Origin of the sequence: Wolbachia endosymbiont of Tribolium confusum (genome assembly GCF_020405475.1) — a bacterium.
In the GTDB taxonomy this organism is placed as follows: Bacteria; Pseudomonadota; Alphaproteobacteria; order Rickettsiales; family Anaplasmataceae; genus Wolbachia.
On the sequence record NZ_JAIZNT010000007.1, the window covers coordinates 65,773 to 86,886 of the forward strand.

Here is a 21,114-nt window from a genome sequence, read left to right on the forward strand (position 1 = left end):
AATATTAATATTATATAATATAAAGTATAAAAGCTTAATGTTTAATTTTTACTTACTATTAATATAATTGAAGATTAACTTTGTTCCTATATTAAAACTTTAACTCCCAATTTATTATTAGTAATATCATTATATGAATCTTATGCCTGAATTTGGGAATATATTGTTATTGGTAGCCTGTTTGTTATCTTTAACGTATTTGTTTCTACCGTTTAGTTCTTACCGATTCGTCTCCTCTGCCATATTTTTTTGTGTGTCAGCATCAATGGCTATTTTGATCTACTGCCACATTAAAAATGATTTCTCACTTGAAAACGTATATTACCACTCACACACAACAAAACCTTTGATCTATAAGATTTGTGGTGTTTGGGGAAATAAAGAAGGGTCTATGTTGCTTTGGACCTTAGTGCTTGTCATGTATTTATTACTAATGGATATTTATATACCTTCTGTCATCCCAGTGCCCAGACACTGTAATTTAATTGCAAATGAGTACATCAAATGGCAGTGTAATAAAGACTGGATTTCAGTGTCAGCTACTTGCATGACACCAGAACGAACTAATGGTAGTAAATTAAAAAAAATATCTCTTATCACTCATGGGCTGATTTGCTTTTGTTTTTTACTGTTCACTTTACTTGAATCAAACCCCTTCACTAAAATGCCAGGCATCGAAACAGATGGTCTTGGTTTTAATCCAATATTGCAGGATATAGGCCTTGCTATTCATCCACCGATATTATATTTGGGGTACCTTGGATTTAGCGTTCCTTTTTCGCTCTCTATAGCTGGATTAATTTTAAATACTGAAGGAAATGTTTGGGCTAAAATTGTCAGACCTTGGGTACTTATTTCTTGGTCGCTGCTCACTTTGGGCATCAGCTTGGGTAGCTGGTGGGCATATCGTGAACTCGGTTGGGGTGGATTTTGGTTCTGGGATCCAGTGGAAAACGTTTCTTTGATGCCGTGGCTAATTGCAGTGGCGCTGACACATTTGTTGCTTGTTGTACGAAATTTCAATACTTTAAGGAATTTCGCTATTTTACTTACGCTTACAACTTTTATATTGAGTGTAACTGGAACATTTCTAGTCCGCTCAGGAATACTCACCTCAGTGCACACGTTTGCAGATGACTCAAGGTATGGGCTATATATATTAGCTCTACTTGGTGTAATTACAATTGGTAGCTTAGTAATATTCATAGTATTTACGAGAAAGAATTGTGCATCTTTGGTGTCATTCCAGTGCTTGACACTGGAATCCAGAAAAAAAGAAATGAGCAGTCAAGCTATTCAGGTAGTGGAAAGTGGAAGATTCTTCTCACGCTTCACAGTGATGTTAATAAACAACCTATTATTTATTACAGCTTTTTTCATCGTGTTCGTTGGCACTTTATACCCTACAGTGCTTGAGTATTTAACCGGTGAATTAATTTCAGTTGGAGCACCATATTACAATTCTTTACTTAATCCTATTGCACTCACTATTCTAGTGCTCACCATAATCGGGCAATACTGCCGTTGGCAGGGAAATAGTCTATTACCAATATTCCACGAATATAGATTTTCATTCTGCAGTGCTGCAGCTATTTTGCCGTTTATCTTTCACATGGAGCTAATAATTGTGCTATCAATTACTATCTCCATAGCATTATTAATCTTTGTTTTAGAAGCATACAGTAAAAGAATTCGTTTATTTAAAAGCGAATCAATTTTATTAGCAAGAAGAGTTTCTAAATCCTACTATGCAATGATGCTTGCTCATGCTGGAGTGGCAATCCTTGTGCTTGGTATAGCCTGCTCAGTAGGTTGGCAGGAAAAAAAAGAAAACTACTTGGGAATAGGAGACAGCATAACAGTCAATAAATTCAAAGTCACTTTACGAAACATTGAATTTATAAAAGAAAAAAACTTCCATGCAGTAAGAGGTACAATGGATATCAGGAATTTGCTTAATAGTAAGGTAATAGGTGATGTAACTCCTGAATATAGATTTTACCTTGCAGAAGGTCAAAAAAATGTTGAAAGCAGCATTTATCACAATTTATTTTCTGATATCTATGTTGTTATTGGTGAAATTGACAAAAATAAAAGCAAAATCGCAGCCAAAGTACACTATAAACCAGGAATGTCTATAGTTTGGCTTGGATCTTTTCTCATTGCCTTTGGTTCACTACTTGCTGCTTTTTCTTCTAGCAAAAAAGTAGTTCCTTCAGCATCATAAAGTTTGCATTTTTTGGCAATTTAAACTTAAGCTAAGCAACACTAATAACCTTGCGAGCGAATTTTCTCTATGTTCTGTTGTACAATAGGAAATAAAAATATATTTTCTAATGAAGAACTTACATGATCTTTTTCTGAAACTTCCTCAGGCCTTTTAAAATATCCCTGCTTAATAGCGTCGTAGACAGGAGAACCACCAAGCGAGCAGTTCTCACCTAACTCTTCTTTATAATTTTTAAACTTTTCCAATATTTCCTCCTTGTTACTCACTTCTACTATAATTTTTCCTTCATCTTGCACATCAGAATACAATCTGACATCTACTTTTCCCAACAAATCAGTATGAAAAGTCAGTACTATATTACCTATAAGGTCAGTATAATTTCTTACCCTACCTTTCGTTATAATTTCTACCTCGTTTTTACCAATTGCTATCACGTCTCTTCGCAATTCTGTACTTTCATCTGTTCCATTTGTGACTTTTGCAACCTCGACTACACTATTCTTTGAGTATTTCCAGTAGAAAGTGAAGCTGTCCATTTTTGCCTCTTTTACCTTACCAGTAGTTGCATTTTTTGCAGCTTCCAAAAACCTTAGAGAATAATGTATATAGCTTTTACGTGCTTCTTTCAGATTAGCTTTGTGGTCTTTAAACTTCTCTAGTTTATCAATTACAATTATACTACTTAAAGTTTCAAATACTGCACCTCTTTTTACCAAATTACATACTATGCGACTAGCAACTTCTATGTCCCTTTCAACTTGAAAAATCTTTAATTCACTAATTCTTCTTATTACATAATCTGTAAAATTATACTTACTCTCATAAGTATTTTCATATATATTTCCCTTATAAGTAAAATTGAGCCTTACACCAGATTTTATAGCTTCATTTACAATCTGTTCTAGCTGATTTATATCTTGAGCTTCATTTAATGAATCTAAATATTTCAATGGGTTTTGGTTATCTAGCGTGAAATCACTCCATAAATTTATACATTCATCTTTTCCATTAAGGTCAATTTGTGTTTTTTTACGAAGAGTTTCATAAATAACATCATCAGTTAAAAAGTGCTCTTTAATATTAAGGTTGGGATTATTAACTGCAAATTCTATTGGGGTTTTACCTTTTTTATCCTTTATATCAAGATTAGCTCCTTTCCTTAGAAGCAATTTGATAATTGTATCACAATGACCAGAACGAGTAGCATAATGCAAAGGCGTTCTTCCTGTACCATCCTTTTCATTAGGATCAGCCCCTGCCTCTAAAAGTAAATCCATGAATTCTCCCGCATTGCTACATTCCATAGTTGATAGCACATGCAGTATTGTCAGTTTAGATTCTCCTCTTTTAAGGTTGAGAATGGTTTTTAGATCTTGATTACTTTTATGATCCAATAAAAATTTTTTAATTTTTTTAACATCGTTCTTATAATCCTTATAAGTAACATGTGGAAAGTCTTTAAAAATACTTAAGAATTTTTTATTCAACTCCTTCTGACTCTCTGTTAAGTTGGACATGTCAACAAGCCACGTAGATATCAGCTTGCCAAATGCACTTCTTTCGACAACATCCGTTAAGGAGCAGTCATTGCGAAGTAGCAACGAGTATTTAATCAATTCATATTCATCATCTTCTTGTTGCTGTGTTTCTTCTGCTTTCTTAGAGTGCTTAAAATCATTTTTTATTAATTCAATCAAGAGTTTTAATGTGTTAAAACTCTTATGTCCCAATAAAGGATCTGCTTTGTTTTCAAGTAGAATTCTTGCTACTTCTGAATAGCCATTTCTAATAGCCCAGCATAACGGAGTACGCCCGTATTCATCCGCTACGTCAACATTAGCTTCCTTTTCTATGAGTTTTTTTACTATTTCCGTTTTGCAATTTTCAGCAGAAACAGCATGATGTAATGCAGTACTCTCAGCCTGACTTACTGCATCAACATTAGCTCCCGTGTCTAATAGGAGTTCTACTATTTCTTCATGTCCATTGACAGCAGCACAATGTAAAGGAGTACACCCATTTTGATCTGCTGTATTAACATTAGCCCATTTTGCTATGAGAACTTTTATTACCTCTGTATAACTAAAGTGAACAGCGGCGTGTAAAGGAGTTATCTTAACTTTATCTACTGCATCAATATTAGCCCCTTTGTCTAACAGGAGTTCTACTATCTCTTTATGTCCATTGTGAGCAGCACAATGCAAAGGAGTACACCCATCTTGATCTGCTGCATTAACATTAGCCCCGTTTGCTATGAGAATTTCTACCACTCCTATACTGCCACTTGCAGCAGCAAAGTGTAAAGGATTCCATCCATCTTGATCTGCTGTATTAACATTACCCCCTTTTTTTATTAAAAGCTCTGCTATCTTTACAAGATCATTTCTAGCAGCTATATGTAACAATGTACTTTGATCATCGAATGTATAATTTATGTTAAATCCATTATCTTGCCACTTTTTATACGTGTCTGGATCTTCTTTTTCCAATTCCTCTTTTACCCTTTCGATTATATTGTTCTCATTTAAGTCACTTATTGTCCTTGATATTTTTAACAACTGTTCATATTCCATAATTCTACCTCAAACTATTTGTTTTTGTACTATAGCTAAGAAAAATTATTTATCCATAGTAAAACAACCAACACCAGAGTAAGTGGTTTGCTGCTAACATATTTAAAAATGTTATGAACTTAATAAGAGAAAAAAATACTCCTGTAATGGAGCAATATTTAAATTTGAAAGCTCAATACACGGATCATTTATTGTTTTATAGACTGGGCGATTTTTATGAATTGTTTTTCGATGATGCTATTAAAGCTGCGAAATTGCTGAATATAGTGCTAACCAAGAGGGGCAATTCAAATGGGCAAGAAATACCAATGTGTGGAGTGCCAGCACACAGTAGTGAGTCTTACCTGCACAAGCTAATAGATTTAGGATTCAAAGTAGCAATCTGTGACCAATTAGAAACTGCTGATGAAGCAAAAAAGAGGGGCTATAAATCCATAGTAAAACGTGATGTAGTGCGAGTTGTAACTCCAGGTACAATTATAGAAGATTCACTACTGGAGGATAAAAGCAATAATTATCTCGCATCCATAGTTGAACAAAATGACGAATATGCTATTAGTTGGCTTGAATTATCGACGGGAAAATTTTTTCACACTTTAACGAGTTTGAAGGCTCTAGATAGTGATTTATTGCGTATATCACCAAGAGAATTATTAATTTCTGAAAAATTCACTGAGGACGAAAAAATTAGATCGATTTTAAAAAATTATAAAATATCAATTACACAACACGCACAGAGTTTTTTTGAATATAGTAAATCTCACAGAACGTTATGCGAGTTTTATAAAATCAGGGAACTTGGGGGTATAGGAAATTTCAGCAAAATAGAAATCATGGCATGCGGTGCACTGCTTGAATATGTCAGAGTAACACAAAGGGGCTCCATTCCAAGGCTTGAATTCCCAAAAACCTATAAGCAACAAAATTTCATGCTTATTGATGCTTCAGCAAGGAGAAATCTTGAGTTGTTTTCAACTCAATTTGGTGAAAAGAAAGGTTCACTAATTTCAGTTATTGATCACACAGTTACAGCCTCTGGTGGACGCCTGCTCAAACAAATGCTCGCTTCACCACTTGCTTGCTCTAAGGCAATTAATTTGAGGCTCAGCACCGCTCAATTTTTTGTAAATAATCATGAGCCACGCAGAAAAACACGAGAGATATTATCTAACATTCCAGACATTGAGAGGTCATTGTCGCGCTTAATACTAGGACGTGGTTCACCAAAGGATATGAACCTATTAAAAATAGGCCTAGGAAAAACTTCGGAGTTATCTGAGCTTTTGTCTATCTTGCATAATTATTGTTTAAGTGAAGAACCAGCAGCTAACTCTCAGATGTCATTCCAGTGCTTGACTAGAGAAAAAGAGTCAGTGTCTACCACTCAGGTGATAAATAGTGACGAGAGTGAACTCAGCACAATACATAAAAGTCTTGGCAATCATAAAGACCTATTTGAACTGTTAAATAGTGCTATACTTAATAATAACCTCAGTTCCGTGAAAGAAGGAGGATTTATCAATCCAAAATATAACCAGGAACTATCTGAGTTATCCTACATATTAAATAATAGTAATAAACTAATAACCAAACTCCGTGAGTCTTATCGCGACCTAACTGGCATTGCCGCACTCAAAATATTACACAACAATATACTTGGTTATTACGTTGAAGTGTCAGCAAATCACAAAATAACTTCGGACATATTTATTCATAGGCAAAGCTTAGCAAATAGCATGCGCTACACTACTAATGAATTGAAAGAACTAGAAAATAAAATTCTTACGGCACGTGATGCTGCAATCGGCTTAGAAGTGAAAATTTTTAGTGAACTGTGTAGTGAAGTCGCTAAAGAATCTGAAAAAATTGCTCTTGCTGCAAATGCTTTGGCAAAACTTGATATTAGAACCGCGTTTGCAGAGCTTGCAGTGCAAAATAATTACATAAAACCCATTATTGATGACAGTAAAGAGTTCAATATCTGTAGCGGAAGACATCCAGTGGTTGAAGTTAACGATAAATTTATTGCAAATAGCATAAATTTAGTTGGTATACATCTAATTACTGGTCCTAATATGGCTGGAAAAAGCACTTTCTTGAGGCAAAACGCTCTCATTGCAGTTTTAGCTCACATGGGGTCATTTGTGCCAGCAGAGAGTGCGCATATTGGAGTGATTGACAAGATATTTAGCAGGGTTGGTGCAACAGATAATATAACAGCTGGTTATTCCACCTTCATGGTAGAGATGATCGAAACAGCAACGATAGTAAATCAGGCAACAGATCGTTCCTTGGTGATACTTGATGAAATTGGTAGGGGCACAGGGGTATATGATGGATTATCTATTGCACAGGCGGTGATTGAACACATTCACAACATAAATAAGTGCCGCGCCATTTTTGCAACTCATTATCATGAATTGACTAAAGTAGGTGAATACTTAGAAAATGTGAAATGTTTTTGTATGAAAATAAAAGAATGGAAAGGAGAAGTCATCTTTTTACATGAAGTAATTGAAGGCATTGCAGATGAGTCATATGGAATACATGTAGCAAAACTTGCTGGTTTTCCTGATTCTGTTTTAAACAGAGCAAGAGAAGTATTTGAGGAGCTAAAGGCTTGAGGAAAGTAACATTTATATTACTCCACAATTATGGAGTTTTAGCAATCTATGGCGCTTTAATTTTAGTCAGCTTTCTGAGTAGCTGAATTAACGTAGCATTGATCTATTGCCACATTGGTCAAGTGTCCAATTCCAGCACCTACAACTGCACCTACAGCCCCCAATGCCAATTGAGTACCAACTCCGGCGGAGGAGCCGATTATCAATGGGGCAAGAAGATATAACGCTAAAGCACAAGTTATTGCAGTTACACTTATAACAGCGAATTTTCTTAGGCAAAGACCTATTTGTATATTACTAGGCTGTTGTTTGTTTATTGGATCATCTTTTTTCTTTTCCTGAAAAACAAAAGCATTTTCTAGAAATTTTACCAGTTCTTGATTGTCAGATCTTGTCTTTGCAAGATCAAGAGAAGTTTTTCCCACTTCATCCTGAGCAGTTAAATCTGCATCCTTACTGACTAAAAACTTTACAAATTCGATAGCTTCATCAGTTTTTGCTAAATACTCATCATATTTTTTTGCATCCTCTTCAAGTTTTGTATATTTGTTAATTTCTTCCTTTTTACTGTTTTCAGCTTCTTTTCTTTGATTAGGAAACATTTCCATCTTAGGATTATGAGCAGCATATAGTTCTTTTTGTAATCTACAAGACGTTTTCAAATTCGCCTCATCCTTTGCTTTTTGTAATTGTGCTTTAAAGGTCTTTTCTTCATCTTTCTGAAGCTCTTTAATTTCATTGAGCTTTGCTTCATACTTGCTATCTATTTTTGATAAGCCACCAGTTTCTACCTTCTTATCAAACTCTGCTTTACTTTCATGATATACTTCAACTTTCACCTTATACTCATTGTATAGTTGAATAGCAAAGTGCAACGCAGTTCGACCATTTATCCCATTTGAAAGCTTCATATTCTCTAATGCTTCAAAACCTTGATTTTTCACATTTATATCTGCACCGTGATCGATTAGCGCTTTCGCACTCTTAAGATTGCCTTTTAGGACTGCGATGTGCAGCAAGAAGCATTGATTATCAAGCATTTTATTAGGATCTGCTCCTTGCTTTATCAAATACTCAACTATCTCATCAGAAAAAAAGTGAGGTTGAATAGCATATTCCAGTAATGTAATAGAACTAGACTTGCCATTTAAGACTTCCCTTTTTACTTTATAAGGAAGTGGTTCAAAGATTTCTTTTAACTTTGCTAGATTTTTATTTTCAATTGCCTCAAAAACACTTTTTACTAAATTTTCTTTGCTCATAACCTCAACCCCATTATCATACCTGTGTTAGTATAACAGATTCAAATTAAATGGAGCAAGCATTTACTTGTATTACTTGCCCAAAGACTAATTTATTTTATAATCTTTCTGTATTCTAGAAATTTGAATTAAATGAACCGATATAAAACTCACACGTGTAATGAACTGAGGAAGAATGATGTAGGAAAGGAAGTTACTCTCTCTGGGTGGCTGTACCGTAAACGTGACCATGGTAACCTAATCTTTGTTGATTTAAGAGATTTTTATGGAATTACTCAACTGGTATTCAATAATGATAAAGACTTTTTTGATGAAATTTCAAATTTAAAATCAGAAAGTGTGATTGCTGTCACAGGAATAGTCAAAGCTAGAACTGAAGATACGGTAAATAGCTCTATTTCCACAGGAGAAATTGAAGTTATAGTTAGTAATTTACAAGTTGAATCGGAAGTTGAGTTCCACTGTGATGAAGAAATAGCAAAAGAAGAAAGGAGTATATTAGCAAGTATCGCCGGCGAGCAAGAATACCCAGAAAACATGAGATTTAAATACCGTTTTCTTGATTTAAGACGTGAAAAGGTTCGTAATAACATTATTCTGCGTTCACAGCTCATTTCAGAGCTCAGGAGGCTCATGATAGAGCAAGGATTTTTGGAAATTCAAACTCCAATACTTACTGCCTCTTCTCCTGAAGGTGCACGTGACTACTTAGTGCCAAGCAGACTAAATCCTGGTAAATTCTATGCATTACCACAAGCTCCGCAGATTTTTAAGCAGTTGCTTATGGTTTCGGGGTTTGATAAATATTTTCAAATTGCACCTTGTTTTCGTGATGAGGACGCAAGGGCTGACCGTTCTCCTGGGGAGTTTTATCAGCTAGACCTTGAAATGTCTTTCGTGACTCAAGAGGATATATTTCAGGTTATTGAATCTACTTTATATAAAGTGTTCGCGAAATTTTCTCGCAAGTCTGTCGATAAAGATTTTCCACGTATTACATACAAAGAAGCAATGCTCAAATACGGTTCTGATAAACCAGATCTGCGCAATCCACTATTGATTAGTGATGTAACAGAAATTTTCCGTGATTCAGAGTTCAATATTTTCAAAAGCAATATCGAGCGTGGTATGGTAGTGAGAGCCATTCCTGCTCCTAAAACAGCAGAAGAACCTCGTAGCTTTTTTGATAAAAAAATAGAACATACACAAAAAGAATTCGGTGCTAAAGGTCTTGGATATATAACGTTCGATAAAGATGGAATTGCAAAAGGACCAATTGCTAAATTCCTTGATGACAATAGGTTAAATTCCATAAAAGAAATAACAAATATAGAACCTGGAGATAGTGTATTTTTTGCTTCTGATAAGGAAAATGAGGCAGCAATAATTGCAGGGAAAGTGCGTATTCTTTTGGGATCAGAACTAGGTCTTATAGATGACAATATCTTCAAATTCTGTTGGGTGATTGATTTTCCTTACTTTGCGTATGACGATAAAAGCAAAAAAATAGATTTCTTTCATAACCCATTTTCCATGCTACATGGTGGCTTGAAAGATTTAGAAGAAAAAGATCCGCTGGACATCCTTGCTTACCAGTATGATCTTGTTTGCAATGGAATAGAGCTGTCAAGTGGGGCGATTCGTAATAACAAGTTGGATATTATGTATAAGGCTTTTGCTATTGCAGGTTATAGCAAAGAAGAAGTTGATACAAAATTCGGCGCACTTGTGCGTGCATTCAGATTCGGTGCTCCTCCTCATGGTGGAATAGCACCGGGGGTTGATAGAATGGTTATGCTACTTGCCGATGAACCAAACATTCGTGAAGTAATCTGTTTTCCTATGAATCAGCAAGGAGAAGATGTTCTAATGGGTGCTCCTTCTAAAGTGGACAATAAACATTTACGTGAGTTGTCTTTAAATGTTATTGAATAAAAATTTTTATAGCGGAGTGTGGTAAGCTGGAAGTCATGAACGATATTCAAAAAGCAATACTATCAAGCATAATCTGCAATATGATTATATGGTATGAAGTAACTCTGTTTGGAGTTTTAACTCATATAATAAGCAACGTTTTTTTTCCTTCAGAAAATAATTATTTGAGCACAATCAAATTTCTTGGCAGTTTTGCAATTGGCTTTGGATTTAGACCACTTGGTGCGTTTATTTTTGGTTACATTGGAGATAAGTATGGCAGGAGAAAAATTTTACTGACTTCCGTAATATTAGCTTCAATATCGTCTACTGCAATTGCAATTATACCAAGTTTTAGAGAAATAGGAATATTTTCTCCTATATTGCTTCTGCTTTGTAGAATAATACAAGGAATGGCAACAGGAGGGGAAACGAGCATTAACTCAGCCTTTTTAATAGAGCATTCAAGCGATAAAAAGAATTTAGGCTTTTTAGGTAGCATAAAAGCTTTTAGTGGTGCTCTTGGTTCTATTACATGTTTTGTAATGATAGCTATTTGCAAAAAGTTTACAGGTGAAAATTATGAGATTTGGGGCTGGAGGTTGCTTTTCTATTTCTGCTCTGTTATGGGCATTATAGGTTTTTTAATAAGATACATAATGGAAGAGAGTCTAGCATATAAAACTCATGACCAAAATAAAAGCTTATCTAACTCTCCCTTTTTAGAATTAATCAAGAATTATAAAAGAGCATTTGTGATAGCAATTGGACTTGGCATTGCTCAAAACGCAATTGTTTATTCAGTAATCATGTTTTACAACATATCTGTAAAAGAGCTTATTCTTTCAGGCATTGATATTAAAAATCTAGTAAGGATCATGGTTGAAATCACATTTGGAACGTCTGCAGTGCTGTTTGCAATACTTTCTGATAAAATTGGAAGAAAAAATGTGATAATTCCTACATTAGTAACTTTAGCTTGTGTTAGCTTGCCGGTACTTTCGCTATTATCATATGCTAATCACTATATTATAACATTCACTTTTCTGTTGATGAGCATACCGATAGGTGCATCTTTTGGAATATATAATTCTCTCGCCTGCGAGTTATTTCCAACGAAAGTTAGATGCACTGGCTTCAGCTTAGCACATAACATATCTGCAGGTATTTTTGGCGGCCTTTCTCCATCGATATGCATGTTTCTTATAGAAAAAACTCAAACAAAATTTGCAGCAGGTATTTATCTTACTGCCTGCGCACTAATTAGCCTAATATCTGTACTTCAAATTAAAGCCAAAGATAGAAAAGTTGATTGGTGAAATCGTTTCAGTTGAAAGATAGCACTTCAATAGATTTTTCGATGTGCCTAGGGATAGGAGCAGTAATAGTGATTTCTTTATTATTTGGCAATTTTAAAGATAAAGAATGCGAATGAAGGTGGATCTGATTTACTACCCCATCGATAAAAGCTTTTTTACCACCATATTTACCGTCACCAAGAATAGGGCAATTTATATGAGCTAAATGTGCACGTAACTGATGTGTTCTGCCGGTAATTGGTTGTAATTTTAAATAAGCAACATTATGTTTTAATCTTGATATAATTGAAAAATGCGTAGTGGCATTTTGAGGTGAGTCTTCATCAATAACTACTTTTTCTTGCCCTGAAATATATTTTTTCACCAATGGGTAGTCTATTATTCCATTATCTTTGCTCGGTATACCAGAAGTTAATGCTAGGTAAATTTTTTTTATTCTACGTCCTTTAAATTCTTCCATAAGGTATCTTGCAACACTGGCATTGCGCGCGAATATTATTACTCCGCTTGTATCTCTATCAAGTCTATGGACAATTTTAAATACTTCCCCTTCTCTTATTTGGTTAAGCAAATCACTAATACTAATTTTTACCTTTATGCCACCTTGAACGATTACTCCTGCGGGTTTATTTATAGCTAATATGTACTCATCTTCATATAATATGGTCTCTCTTAGTAGATTCACTAACTTTTCATTATATTTACGATCAGAATTAGTGTTTTCTATATAATCTAAGTATCTTATCGTTATAGTTTGCCCAGAATTCACTTTATCGCTGGATTTTGCCTTGCAGTTATCGACCTTGATTAATCCTTTCCTTAAAGACTTTTCGATTGTAGATTGCTTTAGATTGGGAAAAATTCTTCTAATGTACCTATCAAGCCTAACGTTATTGTCTTTTACTAATATGGTTTTGATACCTTCTGACATCTTAACTACAGAAATTTTATAATGAAAGTAGCGTACACCGAAATCTAATAACACACAATTCTACCTAATGTACTTTCAGTATCAGTTACCTCTACATCTATCATTCGAGCGTGATTGGTTAAATCGATCTAAAGAAAATCCTATAATATTCTAATACTTTGCTATAATCGGGGAAGGTCTTGAATCCATTAATAATAGTTTTTCTATATTAGAAAGATGAGTATTAGGGCCTGAACACGCTTCAGTGTTAGGCTCTAATTTCGTATACTCAATGTTGTTAGCTAAAGGTGTTGCTTTTTCTACATTAACATTTGTAGTGTGATATGTCCGCCTGTAAGGACTATATCTTTGTTTTTTTATTCTATTCATTTTGGTACTAGGCTCTAACTGCATACGCGCAATGCCATTAGCCAAAGGTGTTACTCTTCCTACATTAACATTTTTAGTGCGATATGACCACCTGCAAGGACTATGTAATATTTGTTCTTTTACTCCATCCATTTCAGCTGGACACGCTTTAGTGTTAGTTTCTAACTGCATACATTGAATGCGGTCAGTTATAAGTGTTACTCCTTTTTCATTAAGTTTAGCGTTATACTGTAATTGTTCAATTTGATTAGCTTGACCTCTTACCATAAATTCAAAGCTGATAGATAGATGTAATTCTATTACTCTCAACATATATGATGATATGTGTTGCACTATCAGTAATGATCTGTTTCTGAATATACTTGATTCTAAGTCAAGCTGTGTACGTATAGCTAGTGCTATTTGTTCTGCTTCCACTAGAAGATTACTTATACCTTGACGTTCAGCTAAATCTCTTACAGTTTCATAACAATTATCAGGCAATGAAGGATTTGCGCCATAGCATAGTAAGGTTATTACTACTATCCAGTTTCTACGTTCGACAGCATAAGTTAAAGGAGATTCCCTTGAACCATTCTGCGCATTAACATTTGCTCCATATAAAATTAAGATCCTTACTACTTCCGGATGGTTATACTTGGCAGCTTTATGTAAAGCAGTTGATCCTAAATCATCACCTGTATTAGCCTTTACTCCAGCTTCTAATAGAGCATGTACCATTAGTGTATCACCATGTCCGGCAGCACAACGTAAAAACTCAGCTCCCATCAATTTCATCACATCCTTCCATATTCCAAGTTGTATTATAGTAGTTGCTGCTTCTAGATAATTATATGGACAAATAGAAAGTGATATTTTCTGTAGATCATTCGTCTCAATATTTGCTCCATTGGCTATTAGACAATTTATTATTTCTATATTGCCTCTTGCAGCAGCACAATTAAAAGGAGTCCATCCCCATGCATCCTTATAGTTAACCTCTGCTCCATAGTATATTAAAAGCTTCACTGCTTCCACATTACCATTTACAGCAGCAATATGTAAAGGAGATCGCCCAATTAAATTATCCTCTATATTAACATTTGCACCACATTTTAACATGGCCTCTAATACAATAAATAATATTAATGTATCATTCTTTGCAGCAGCCCAATATAAAGGAGTCCATCCAAATACATCCACTGCCTCAATATTTTCGCTAATATTTTTATCCATTTTTATTAAGCACACCACCATTTCTTCATTGTTATTTGCGACAGCAATATGTAAAGGAGTAAGTTTAAGTGTCCCATTCCTCTTAGCATCTGCTCCATTAGCCATTAAGATCTTTACTACTTCTTTATGGCCATTCCTGGCAGCCTCATATAAAGCAGTCAACTTTGCTAGATCCTCCGCATTAACATCTGCTTTATTTTTTACTAAGATCTCTGTTATTTCTATATCGCCTTTTTCAGTAGCCCAATGTAAGGCAGTTCGTTCAGATGAATCCAATTGATCAACATTTGCCCCTTTTTGTAGTAGCTTGAGTGTTACTTCTATATTGCCTGTTTCAGCAGCCCAATGTAAAGCACTCCATGCAGAAAATGGACCTTTTGCGTTAATATTGATTTCTTTTACTTCAAGCATAGCATTTATTACATTGTTGAGCTTAAAATCAATAGCTAAATACAATAACGTGTATGGAAAACATTCATTAAAACAATTCACTGTAAACCAATGATTTATATCAAACTCATCTTCCTCCCACTCTCTATACACATTTCCACTTGCTCTCTTTAGTGCCTCTAGTGTCTCTAGCATCCTTCGTGCGTCTAGCATCACTGGTACCCTTTCTGAGATCTTTCGTGCATTTAGCACATCCTCTAGCGCCACTGCTTTTGGTTCTTCTGATGTCTCTTGTACACCTAACTTTTTTAGCATTCTTTTTACCATCTGTTGCGCATTTGGTACCCTTGACTCCTTTAGTCTCTTTTTTGCTTTTTCTTTTGTCTGCAGTACATTTACTACCTTTAGCCTCTTTTTTAATGGCTCTTGTGTCTCTTGTACTCTTGTACTCTCGCTTGATACTTCTAATCCATGCGATATCTCTTCTAACATTCTTGATGTTTCTGCTTGCCCTAGTATCTTTGCTTCCTTTAATCGCTCTTTTATTCTTTCAATTACATTGTCTTTACTTAAATTTACCTCTTGATCAATTACACCTAATATTATGTTCCACTGTTCATATGTCATTACCATAGCTTTACCTCATACTATAGAATATTTTTTGATGCTATATATTATAGTAGAATAGTCAACACATTTTCCATAGCGTAACTTGAGAGTCTAAAAGGACTGTTATTAACTTACAGAAAACCAAGCTTGCCTGAAACCACTTAATTGATTATAATCATAGGTTTTAAGGCAGTAAAATGACAGCTTTTTTTCCTTTGGTTATTTTTTTAATCTTATACCTTGGAAGTGGTGTCTATTTTTCCTTTATTGGAATTGATAATCCGCTTCGCCAAATTTCGCCGGTAATTTGCCTACTACCGGCGCTATTTTTTGCTGTTGCACGCAATGCAGGTAAAGTTCAACGTAACGTTGATACTGTTATCGAGGGTATGGGTGACAAAAATACCCTTACTATGTGTTTAATTTTTCTATTTTCTGGAGCATTTTCTGTGGTGACTCAATCAATTGGTAGTGCAGATACTGTTGCTAATTTAATTCTCAATTTTCTTCCAGCAAGATTACTACTGCCTGGAGTATTTTTGGCTTCCGCTTTTATATCAACTGCGATTGGTACATCTATGGGAGTTGTTGTATTGATGGTACCAATAGCTGTTAACTTAGCAAAAAGTGGAGCTTTTGGTCTTGAAATAGGAACTGCGACTGTAGTTGGAGGTGCCGTATTTGGTGATAACCTTTCAATGATATCTGACACTACTATTGCATCTGTTTCTTCACAGGGGGCTACGATAAAGGATAAACTTAAAGTAAATTCTAAAGTAGCATTTGTTGCCAGCATTATAACACTTGTCTATCTAGCAGTTATGGCAGATAGTACAAAAATTATTCCTACATCAAATTTAGATTATTTATCAGTAATAAAGATTATTCCTTATATTTCTTTAATAATCATGGGGTTATTTGAAGTTACTACTTTAGTAACAATAACCGTAAATATAATTGTTGCTAGTGTACTAGGGATGACTTTTTTTGACTATACTATCATTCAACTCTCTCATGACATATATGACGGTTTCAAAAAAGTAAACGAGATAGTGATATTTGCTCTATTTATTGGCGGATTGAGTCATATAATGTACAAGCAGGGTCAAAAGGCATTACACAAACTTATCGATGAAAGCAATATCACAAAAACTAAAGCTGAATTTGTAATAGCGGGCATAGCATCTATGTTTACTGTTTTAGTTGCTAATAATACCATTGCTATTTTATTAAGTGGCGATATTGCAAAAAGGCTCGCGCAAAAGCATAATATTCCGTCATACCGTAGTGCATACTTGTTAGACATTTTTGCTTGCGTTACAAAAGGCATTTTGCCTTATGGTTCCCAGCTGCTGCTAGCAGGTAGCATTGCTTCTGTCTCACCTATTTCTTTGTTAACACAAGTGTATTACTGCTTTATTTTAGCAGCAGTTACAGTAGGTGAAATAATCATCAATGGCAGACGTTGCGCGGCTACAACTTAATGTACGAAGATTTCTCTTCATATTACATTTTGTTCTCTAATTGCACATAAGTCAACAATAATTTTTATATAAACCAGCCAACATATTTCAAGAGCATTTTAATTTTACATACAAGAGCAGTGTGCTTCCATGGTTCTTCCGCGGTCCGATAGACAACAAACTTGTCAAGCCGCACTATACTTGTTAGGTGGAAGTGGACGGCAACATGTGCCCAACGAAGTCTAGGCTTCGTTTTTCTTGCTTATCCTTCCATCGGCATTACCTCGAGTAAAAATTATTGTTTATACTCCTCTTAATTGTAATAACAAAATTCTGTTTTATTGACCAACATCCTGTGCATAATTACAGCCAATTTTTCTCTTGCTACTGCTACAATTGCTTTCTTTCATCCCTTTTTTTCCTTGCAAGTTTTAACCCCCAGCTTTTCAACTTAAAAATTTTTCTACTAACTTGGGTGGCACTGTGCAGCCCATATAACATACTGACATTCCATGGCCCTATTTTGATATACTACCATGCCGATCACCCTCCAGAAGCATATTGTCTCAGGTAACCCCATACGCCCCAACTGTACTGTATCTTCAAATCTATCCATTCAAAAGTTGCTTTATATGTCATTGCTAACATAGTACCAACACCTGAGCAGTAGTTAATACCCCATTAACTCTCTATCTTTTGTTTTGTTCTAAGAGCACTGTCGTTTTTCTCCAATGACTTATTGCCTCTAAACCATAAACCAATGTTCAATTGAAGTTCACCATTTCATCCAAATCTTAATTGTTTATTCTTAAAGACAAGCTTTCAAATTTTGACCCTTGACCGAGCTTTATCCCGTATATTTTAATAACCCTCTTATTGTCCCAACAATCTGCTGGTAGCTGCATGTTAACTGTCTTACTTCCAAGTGCTATTTTAATTTGACAAGATTCACTGATTTATTTCAGTACTTCTTTATATAGTTCAGCCCCTCATCATTTGTTTATACTCTGTATCATTTTACGTTTTATTGATTCTTGCAGACAAAGCTGCCGCTTTCATATGGGGTATCTACACAAACTACTGGCAAGCCAAAACTCCTTTAATTTTTTACATGAAATATCCCACTTTTCTACTCCTCCTATAGTTTCCCTGTAATTTTTGGCCTTGTTCAAGCAAGTTCTGCTATTGCCTTGCTTTCGCTTCTGCAACAACTCCTCTTTAATTAATTTTTCTTCTCATCAACGATACTAATGAAAGTTTTGAGGAGACATCTAATCCGTTATAAGTAATATTTCATGAGACTAATTCTACTGTAAAAGTTTAAATTGTTTTTGAAGAACTTATTCTACTGAATTCGTTACTTCGTGTTAAAATAATGGAGTATGTCTCTCCATCATTCAACAGCAATTACAGTATGTGCCCATAAGAAACGAGTTGCCGTTTCCATGAGCTACTTGGATAAGAAATCTATTGATAAAATTGTTCCATTCTTCTCAATAGGTTTTCTTTTTCCCTTATTAGCAGAGCATAAAACTTAGCTTTTTAATAAATCTCATTTTAACTCCAATACACTAACTATGAAACAATCTATATTGCCATCAAAAACGGAATTTATATTGCCAACTTCATGTCCAGTCCTTAAATCCTTTACCATTTGATACGGATGCATAACATACGATCTGATCTGACTGCCCCAACCTATATCGCATTTCTTGCCATATTCTTCGGCCATTTTCTGTTCTTTTTTTTCCAATTCAATTTGATATAAACGTCCTTTAAGTAGTTTAAGTGCTTCATCTTTATTTTTATGTTGAGAACGACCATTTTGGCATTGAGCTACAACGCCTGTTGGAATATGCGTAATACGTACCGCGCTTTCAGTCTTATTTACATGCTGACCACCTGCTCCAGAAGCACGGTAAGTGTCGATCTTTAAATCCTTTTCATCCACAACAATATCTATTGAATCTTCAATCACTGGAGTTACTCCTACACTTGCAAAACTGGTATGACGTTTACCATTTGCATCAAATGGTGATATTCTAACCAATCTATGAACTCCACTTTCGCTTTTTGCCCACCCGTAAGCTTTTTCTCCGATGATCTTTATTGTTGTAGATTTTATACCAACTGCATCACCATCTAATTTTTCTACAACTTCAACTTTAAAATTGTGATAAATTTCTGCCCATCTTGTATACATGCGCATGAGCATCTCAGTCCAATCATTGCTCTCTGTTCCACCAGCTCCTGAGTGGATTTCTAAAAAGCAGTTATTGTTATCTGCTTCACCAGTAAATAAGGATTCTGTCTCTTTAAGTTTGATTAATTTCTCTAGCTTTACTAACTCACCTTTAACTTCAGAAAAAAATTCTTCATCATTCTCATCAATAGCAGATTTCATCAAGCTGATAGCATCGGTGTAATCGCTTTCTAGCTTTGAAAACGATTCTATTTCATGCTTAATTTTAGAGCGTTCTTTTAAAATTTCTTGTGCTTTTTGATTGTCTTGCCACAGATTATCATTCGACGCTTGAGAATCCAGCTCTTCAAGACGCAACTTCAATTTTTCTATGTCAAAGACACCTCCTGATAAGAGAAATACTTTTATTTAAGCCTTGAAAGTATTCAAGGATTTCTGGATGGGTTTTCATTATACTTTAGACTTTAATATATTTATTATCACTAACAATAACAGCAAACAAAATAGAAATTTAACCATATAATAGTTAATTCAAAATAATTTTATTATACTTGAATGTTCAATAAAATCAAGTGTGTATATTTATTAAAAAAATAAGGTAAAGTAATGAATATTAAAACAAGTTCTCATTATGGTTTAGACAAAAAGGCTATTGATGATTTAATAGAGTCTCTCGATAATCAAGAATTAGAAAGTGTTCGTAATATTGTCAAAACGATAGATAGCGTTCAGTTAGCTTATTTTTTATCTACTTCAATCAGTGATCACAGGGAGAAATTAGTTAATATCCTCGATCAACATTTGTTAAGTAATGCCTTAGTACATGTAGTACCAGATTTACAATTAGAGATCATAGAAATATTGGGAATAGAAAATACAGCAAAGTTACTAATGCTTCTTGATGTAGAAGATATAGTAGCCATAGTGAAAGATTTGGATAGAAAGTCTATAGAAAACATACTTAACTACTTACCCAATGCAACTCAAAAATTAGTAGAGGAATTGTTATCATACCCAGAAGAAAGTGCAGGAAGGTTGATACATAAAAATATGGTTATAGCTCCGTATTATTGGACGATAAGTCAGCTAATGGAATTCTTGCGCAATTATAAAAAAATACCAGAAACATTTTACCAAATCTTCATCATTAACTCGAAATTAGAACCTATAGGTAGTTTCAACTTAAATAAGGTAATATCTCACTCAGGAGAAACAATAATAAAAGAGATAATGAGTCAAGATATGAAAATAATTAAAACTGGAATGGACCAAGAAGAAGTAGCAAGAATATTTAAAGATTACTCTCTATTATCAGCTCCAGTAGTAAATAAGAGTGGTAAAATTATCGGTGTAATCCTTATTGAAGATGTAATTAAAATTGTTCAGCAAGAAGCAGAAGAGGATGTACTTAAAATAAGCGGTGTATCATCTAAATCTGATATAAATGCTCCTATACATAAAACTATAATTAAAAGGCTACCTTGGTTATTATTTAACCTCTTAGCTGCAACAATATGTTCTATAGTAGTTGGCTTTTTCGATAACGTAATAGAAAGTTTTATAGTACTACCAATAATTATGCCAATAATTGCATCAATGAGCGGAAATGCAGGATCCCAAACAGTAACACTAACTATCCGGGCAATCGCAACAAAATATCTAACTGAGCAAAATGCGAAAAGAATACTTATAAAAGAATTTTTAATAGGTATGATAAACGGGATAATTTTATCTACCATTTCACTCGTAGTATTAGTAATTAGATTTCACAATTTCAAAGTGGAGATGATTTTTGTGGTCTCCATGATTATGATGTCAATTATTGCAACATTTATCGGCACTTTCATTCCTATAATGCTCCATCGCTTAAAGTCCGATCCTGCTGTTTCCTCTTCAATCTTAACATCAGCAACAACTGACATTCTCTCAGCTCTTATATTTTTTGGTCTAGCCACAATATTTTTATTAAATAGCTGAATCTTGCTATATAAAAAAATTGCTTTACAAGCTTT

Annotated in this window: 12 protein-coding genes; 6 read left to right on the top strand and 6 right to left on the bottom strand. The window is 34.5% G+C overall.

The genetic code is table 11. The features are described from left to right. Positions 1–142 precede the first annotated feature (142 nt). The gene (locus LEM02_RS05205) at positions 143–2,227 is read left to right on the top strand and encodes a cytochrome c-type biogenesis CcmF C-terminal domain-containing protein (RefSeq protein WP_458695373.1); all 2,085 of its coding nucleotides are present in this window, start codon (positions 143–145) and stop codon (positions 2,225–2,227) included. Between the two features lie 41 nt (positions 2,228–2,268). Here the strand turns inward: LEM02_RS05205 and LEM02_RS05210 are convergent, their stop codons facing one another. Continuing rightward, a complete protein-coding gene (locus LEM02_RS05210; protein ID WP_226080321.1) occupies positions 2,269–4,803 on the bottom strand; it encodes an ankyrin repeat domain-containing protein in 2,535 nt (844 codons plus the stop codon). 113 nt (positions 4,804–4,916) lie between these two features. On the opposite strand from LEM02_RS05210, the gene mutS reads away from it, so the two are divergent. Continuing rightward, positions 4,917–7,427: a DNA mismatch repair protein MutS gene (gene mutS / locus LEM02_RS05215; protein ID WP_226080323.1), complete on the top strand. Its 2,511-nt coding sequence runs from the start codon at positions 4,917–4,919 to the stop codon at positions 7,425–7,427. A 62-nt stretch (positions 7,428–7,489) separates the two neighbouring features. On the opposite strand, the gene LEM02_RS05220 is transcribed toward mutS, so the two are convergent. Then, positions 7,490–8,689 carry an ankyrin repeat domain-containing protein gene (locus LEM02_RS05220; protein WP_226080325.1) on the bottom strand — a complete coding sequence of 400 codons (1,200 nt, stop codon included), beginning with the start codon at positions 8,687–8,689 and terminating at the stop codon, positions 7,490–7,492. 132 nt (positions 8,690–8,821) lie between these two features. On the opposite strand from LEM02_RS05220, the gene aspS reads away from it, so the two are divergent. Together aspS and LEM02_RS05230 are read left to right on the top strand one after the other, a co-directional pair. Continuing rightward, positions 8,822–10,624 carry an aspartate--tRNA ligase gene (aspS, locus tag LEM02_RS05225; protein WP_226080327.1) on the top strand — a complete coding sequence of 601 codons (1,803 nt, stop codon included), beginning with the start codon at positions 8,822–8,824 and terminating at the stop codon, positions 10,622–10,624. A 35-nt stretch (positions 10,625–10,659) separates the two neighbouring features. Then, positions 10,660–11,922 (top strand): MFS transporter, encoded by a 1,263-nt coding sequence (locus LEM02_RS05230; RefSeq protein ID WP_226080329.1) that lies wholly within the window; start codon positions 10,660–10,662, stop codon positions 11,920–11,922. Positions 11,923–11,929: 7 nt separating this feature from the next. Here the strand turns inward: LEM02_RS05230 and LEM02_RS05235 are convergent, their stop codons facing one another. Then, on the bottom strand, positions 11,930–12,853 hold the full coding sequence (locus tag LEM02_RS05235) for an RluA family pseudouridine synthase (protein ID WP_226080373.1): 924 nt from the start codon (positions 12,851–12,853) through the stop codon (positions 11,930–11,932). Positions 12,854–13,003: 150 nt separating this feature from the next. Continuing rightward, a complete protein-coding gene (locus LEM02_RS05240) occupies positions 13,004–15,460 on the bottom strand; it encodes an ankyrin repeat domain-containing protein (protein ID WP_410543382.1) in 2,457 nt (818 codons plus the stop codon). A 173-nt stretch (positions 15,461–15,633) separates the two neighbouring features. Here LEM02_RS05240 and LEM02_RS05245 point away from each other — a divergent pair, with 173 nt between their 5' ends. Further along, a complete protein-coding gene (locus tag LEM02_RS05245; protein ID WP_226080340.1) occupies positions 15,634–16,920 on the top strand; it encodes a Na+/H+ antiporter NhaC family protein in 1,287 nt (428 codons plus the stop codon). Between the two features lie 445 nt (positions 16,921–17,365). Here the strand turns inward: LEM02_RS05245 and LEM02_RS05250 are convergent, their stop codons facing one another. Both LEM02_RS05250 and prfB read right to left on the bottom strand, forming a co-directional pair. Then, positions 17,366–17,515 (bottom strand): hypothetical protein, encoded by a 150-nt coding sequence (locus LEM02_RS05250; protein WP_226080342.1) that lies wholly within the window; start codon positions 17,513–17,515, stop codon positions 17,366–17,368. A 936-nt stretch (positions 17,516–18,451) separates the two neighbouring features. After that, positions 18,452–19,553 (bottom strand): peptide chain release factor 2 gene (gene prfB, locus LEM02_RS05255; protein WP_226080344.1). Its coding sequence is split into 2 segments (ribosomal slippage): positions 18,452–19,486 and positions 19,488–19,553, totalling 1,101 coding nucleotides; the frame shifts between segments, so codons are not numbered across the junction. A gap of 155 nt (positions 19,554–19,708) precedes the next feature. Here prfB and mgtE point away from each other — a divergent pair. Then, positions 19,709–21,079, top strand: a complete 1,371-nt coding sequence (gene mgtE, locus LEM02_RS05260) for a magnesium transporter (protein WP_226080346.1) — start codon at positions 19,709–19,711, stop codon at positions 21,077–21,079. Positions 21,080–21,114 lie beyond the last annotated feature (35 nt).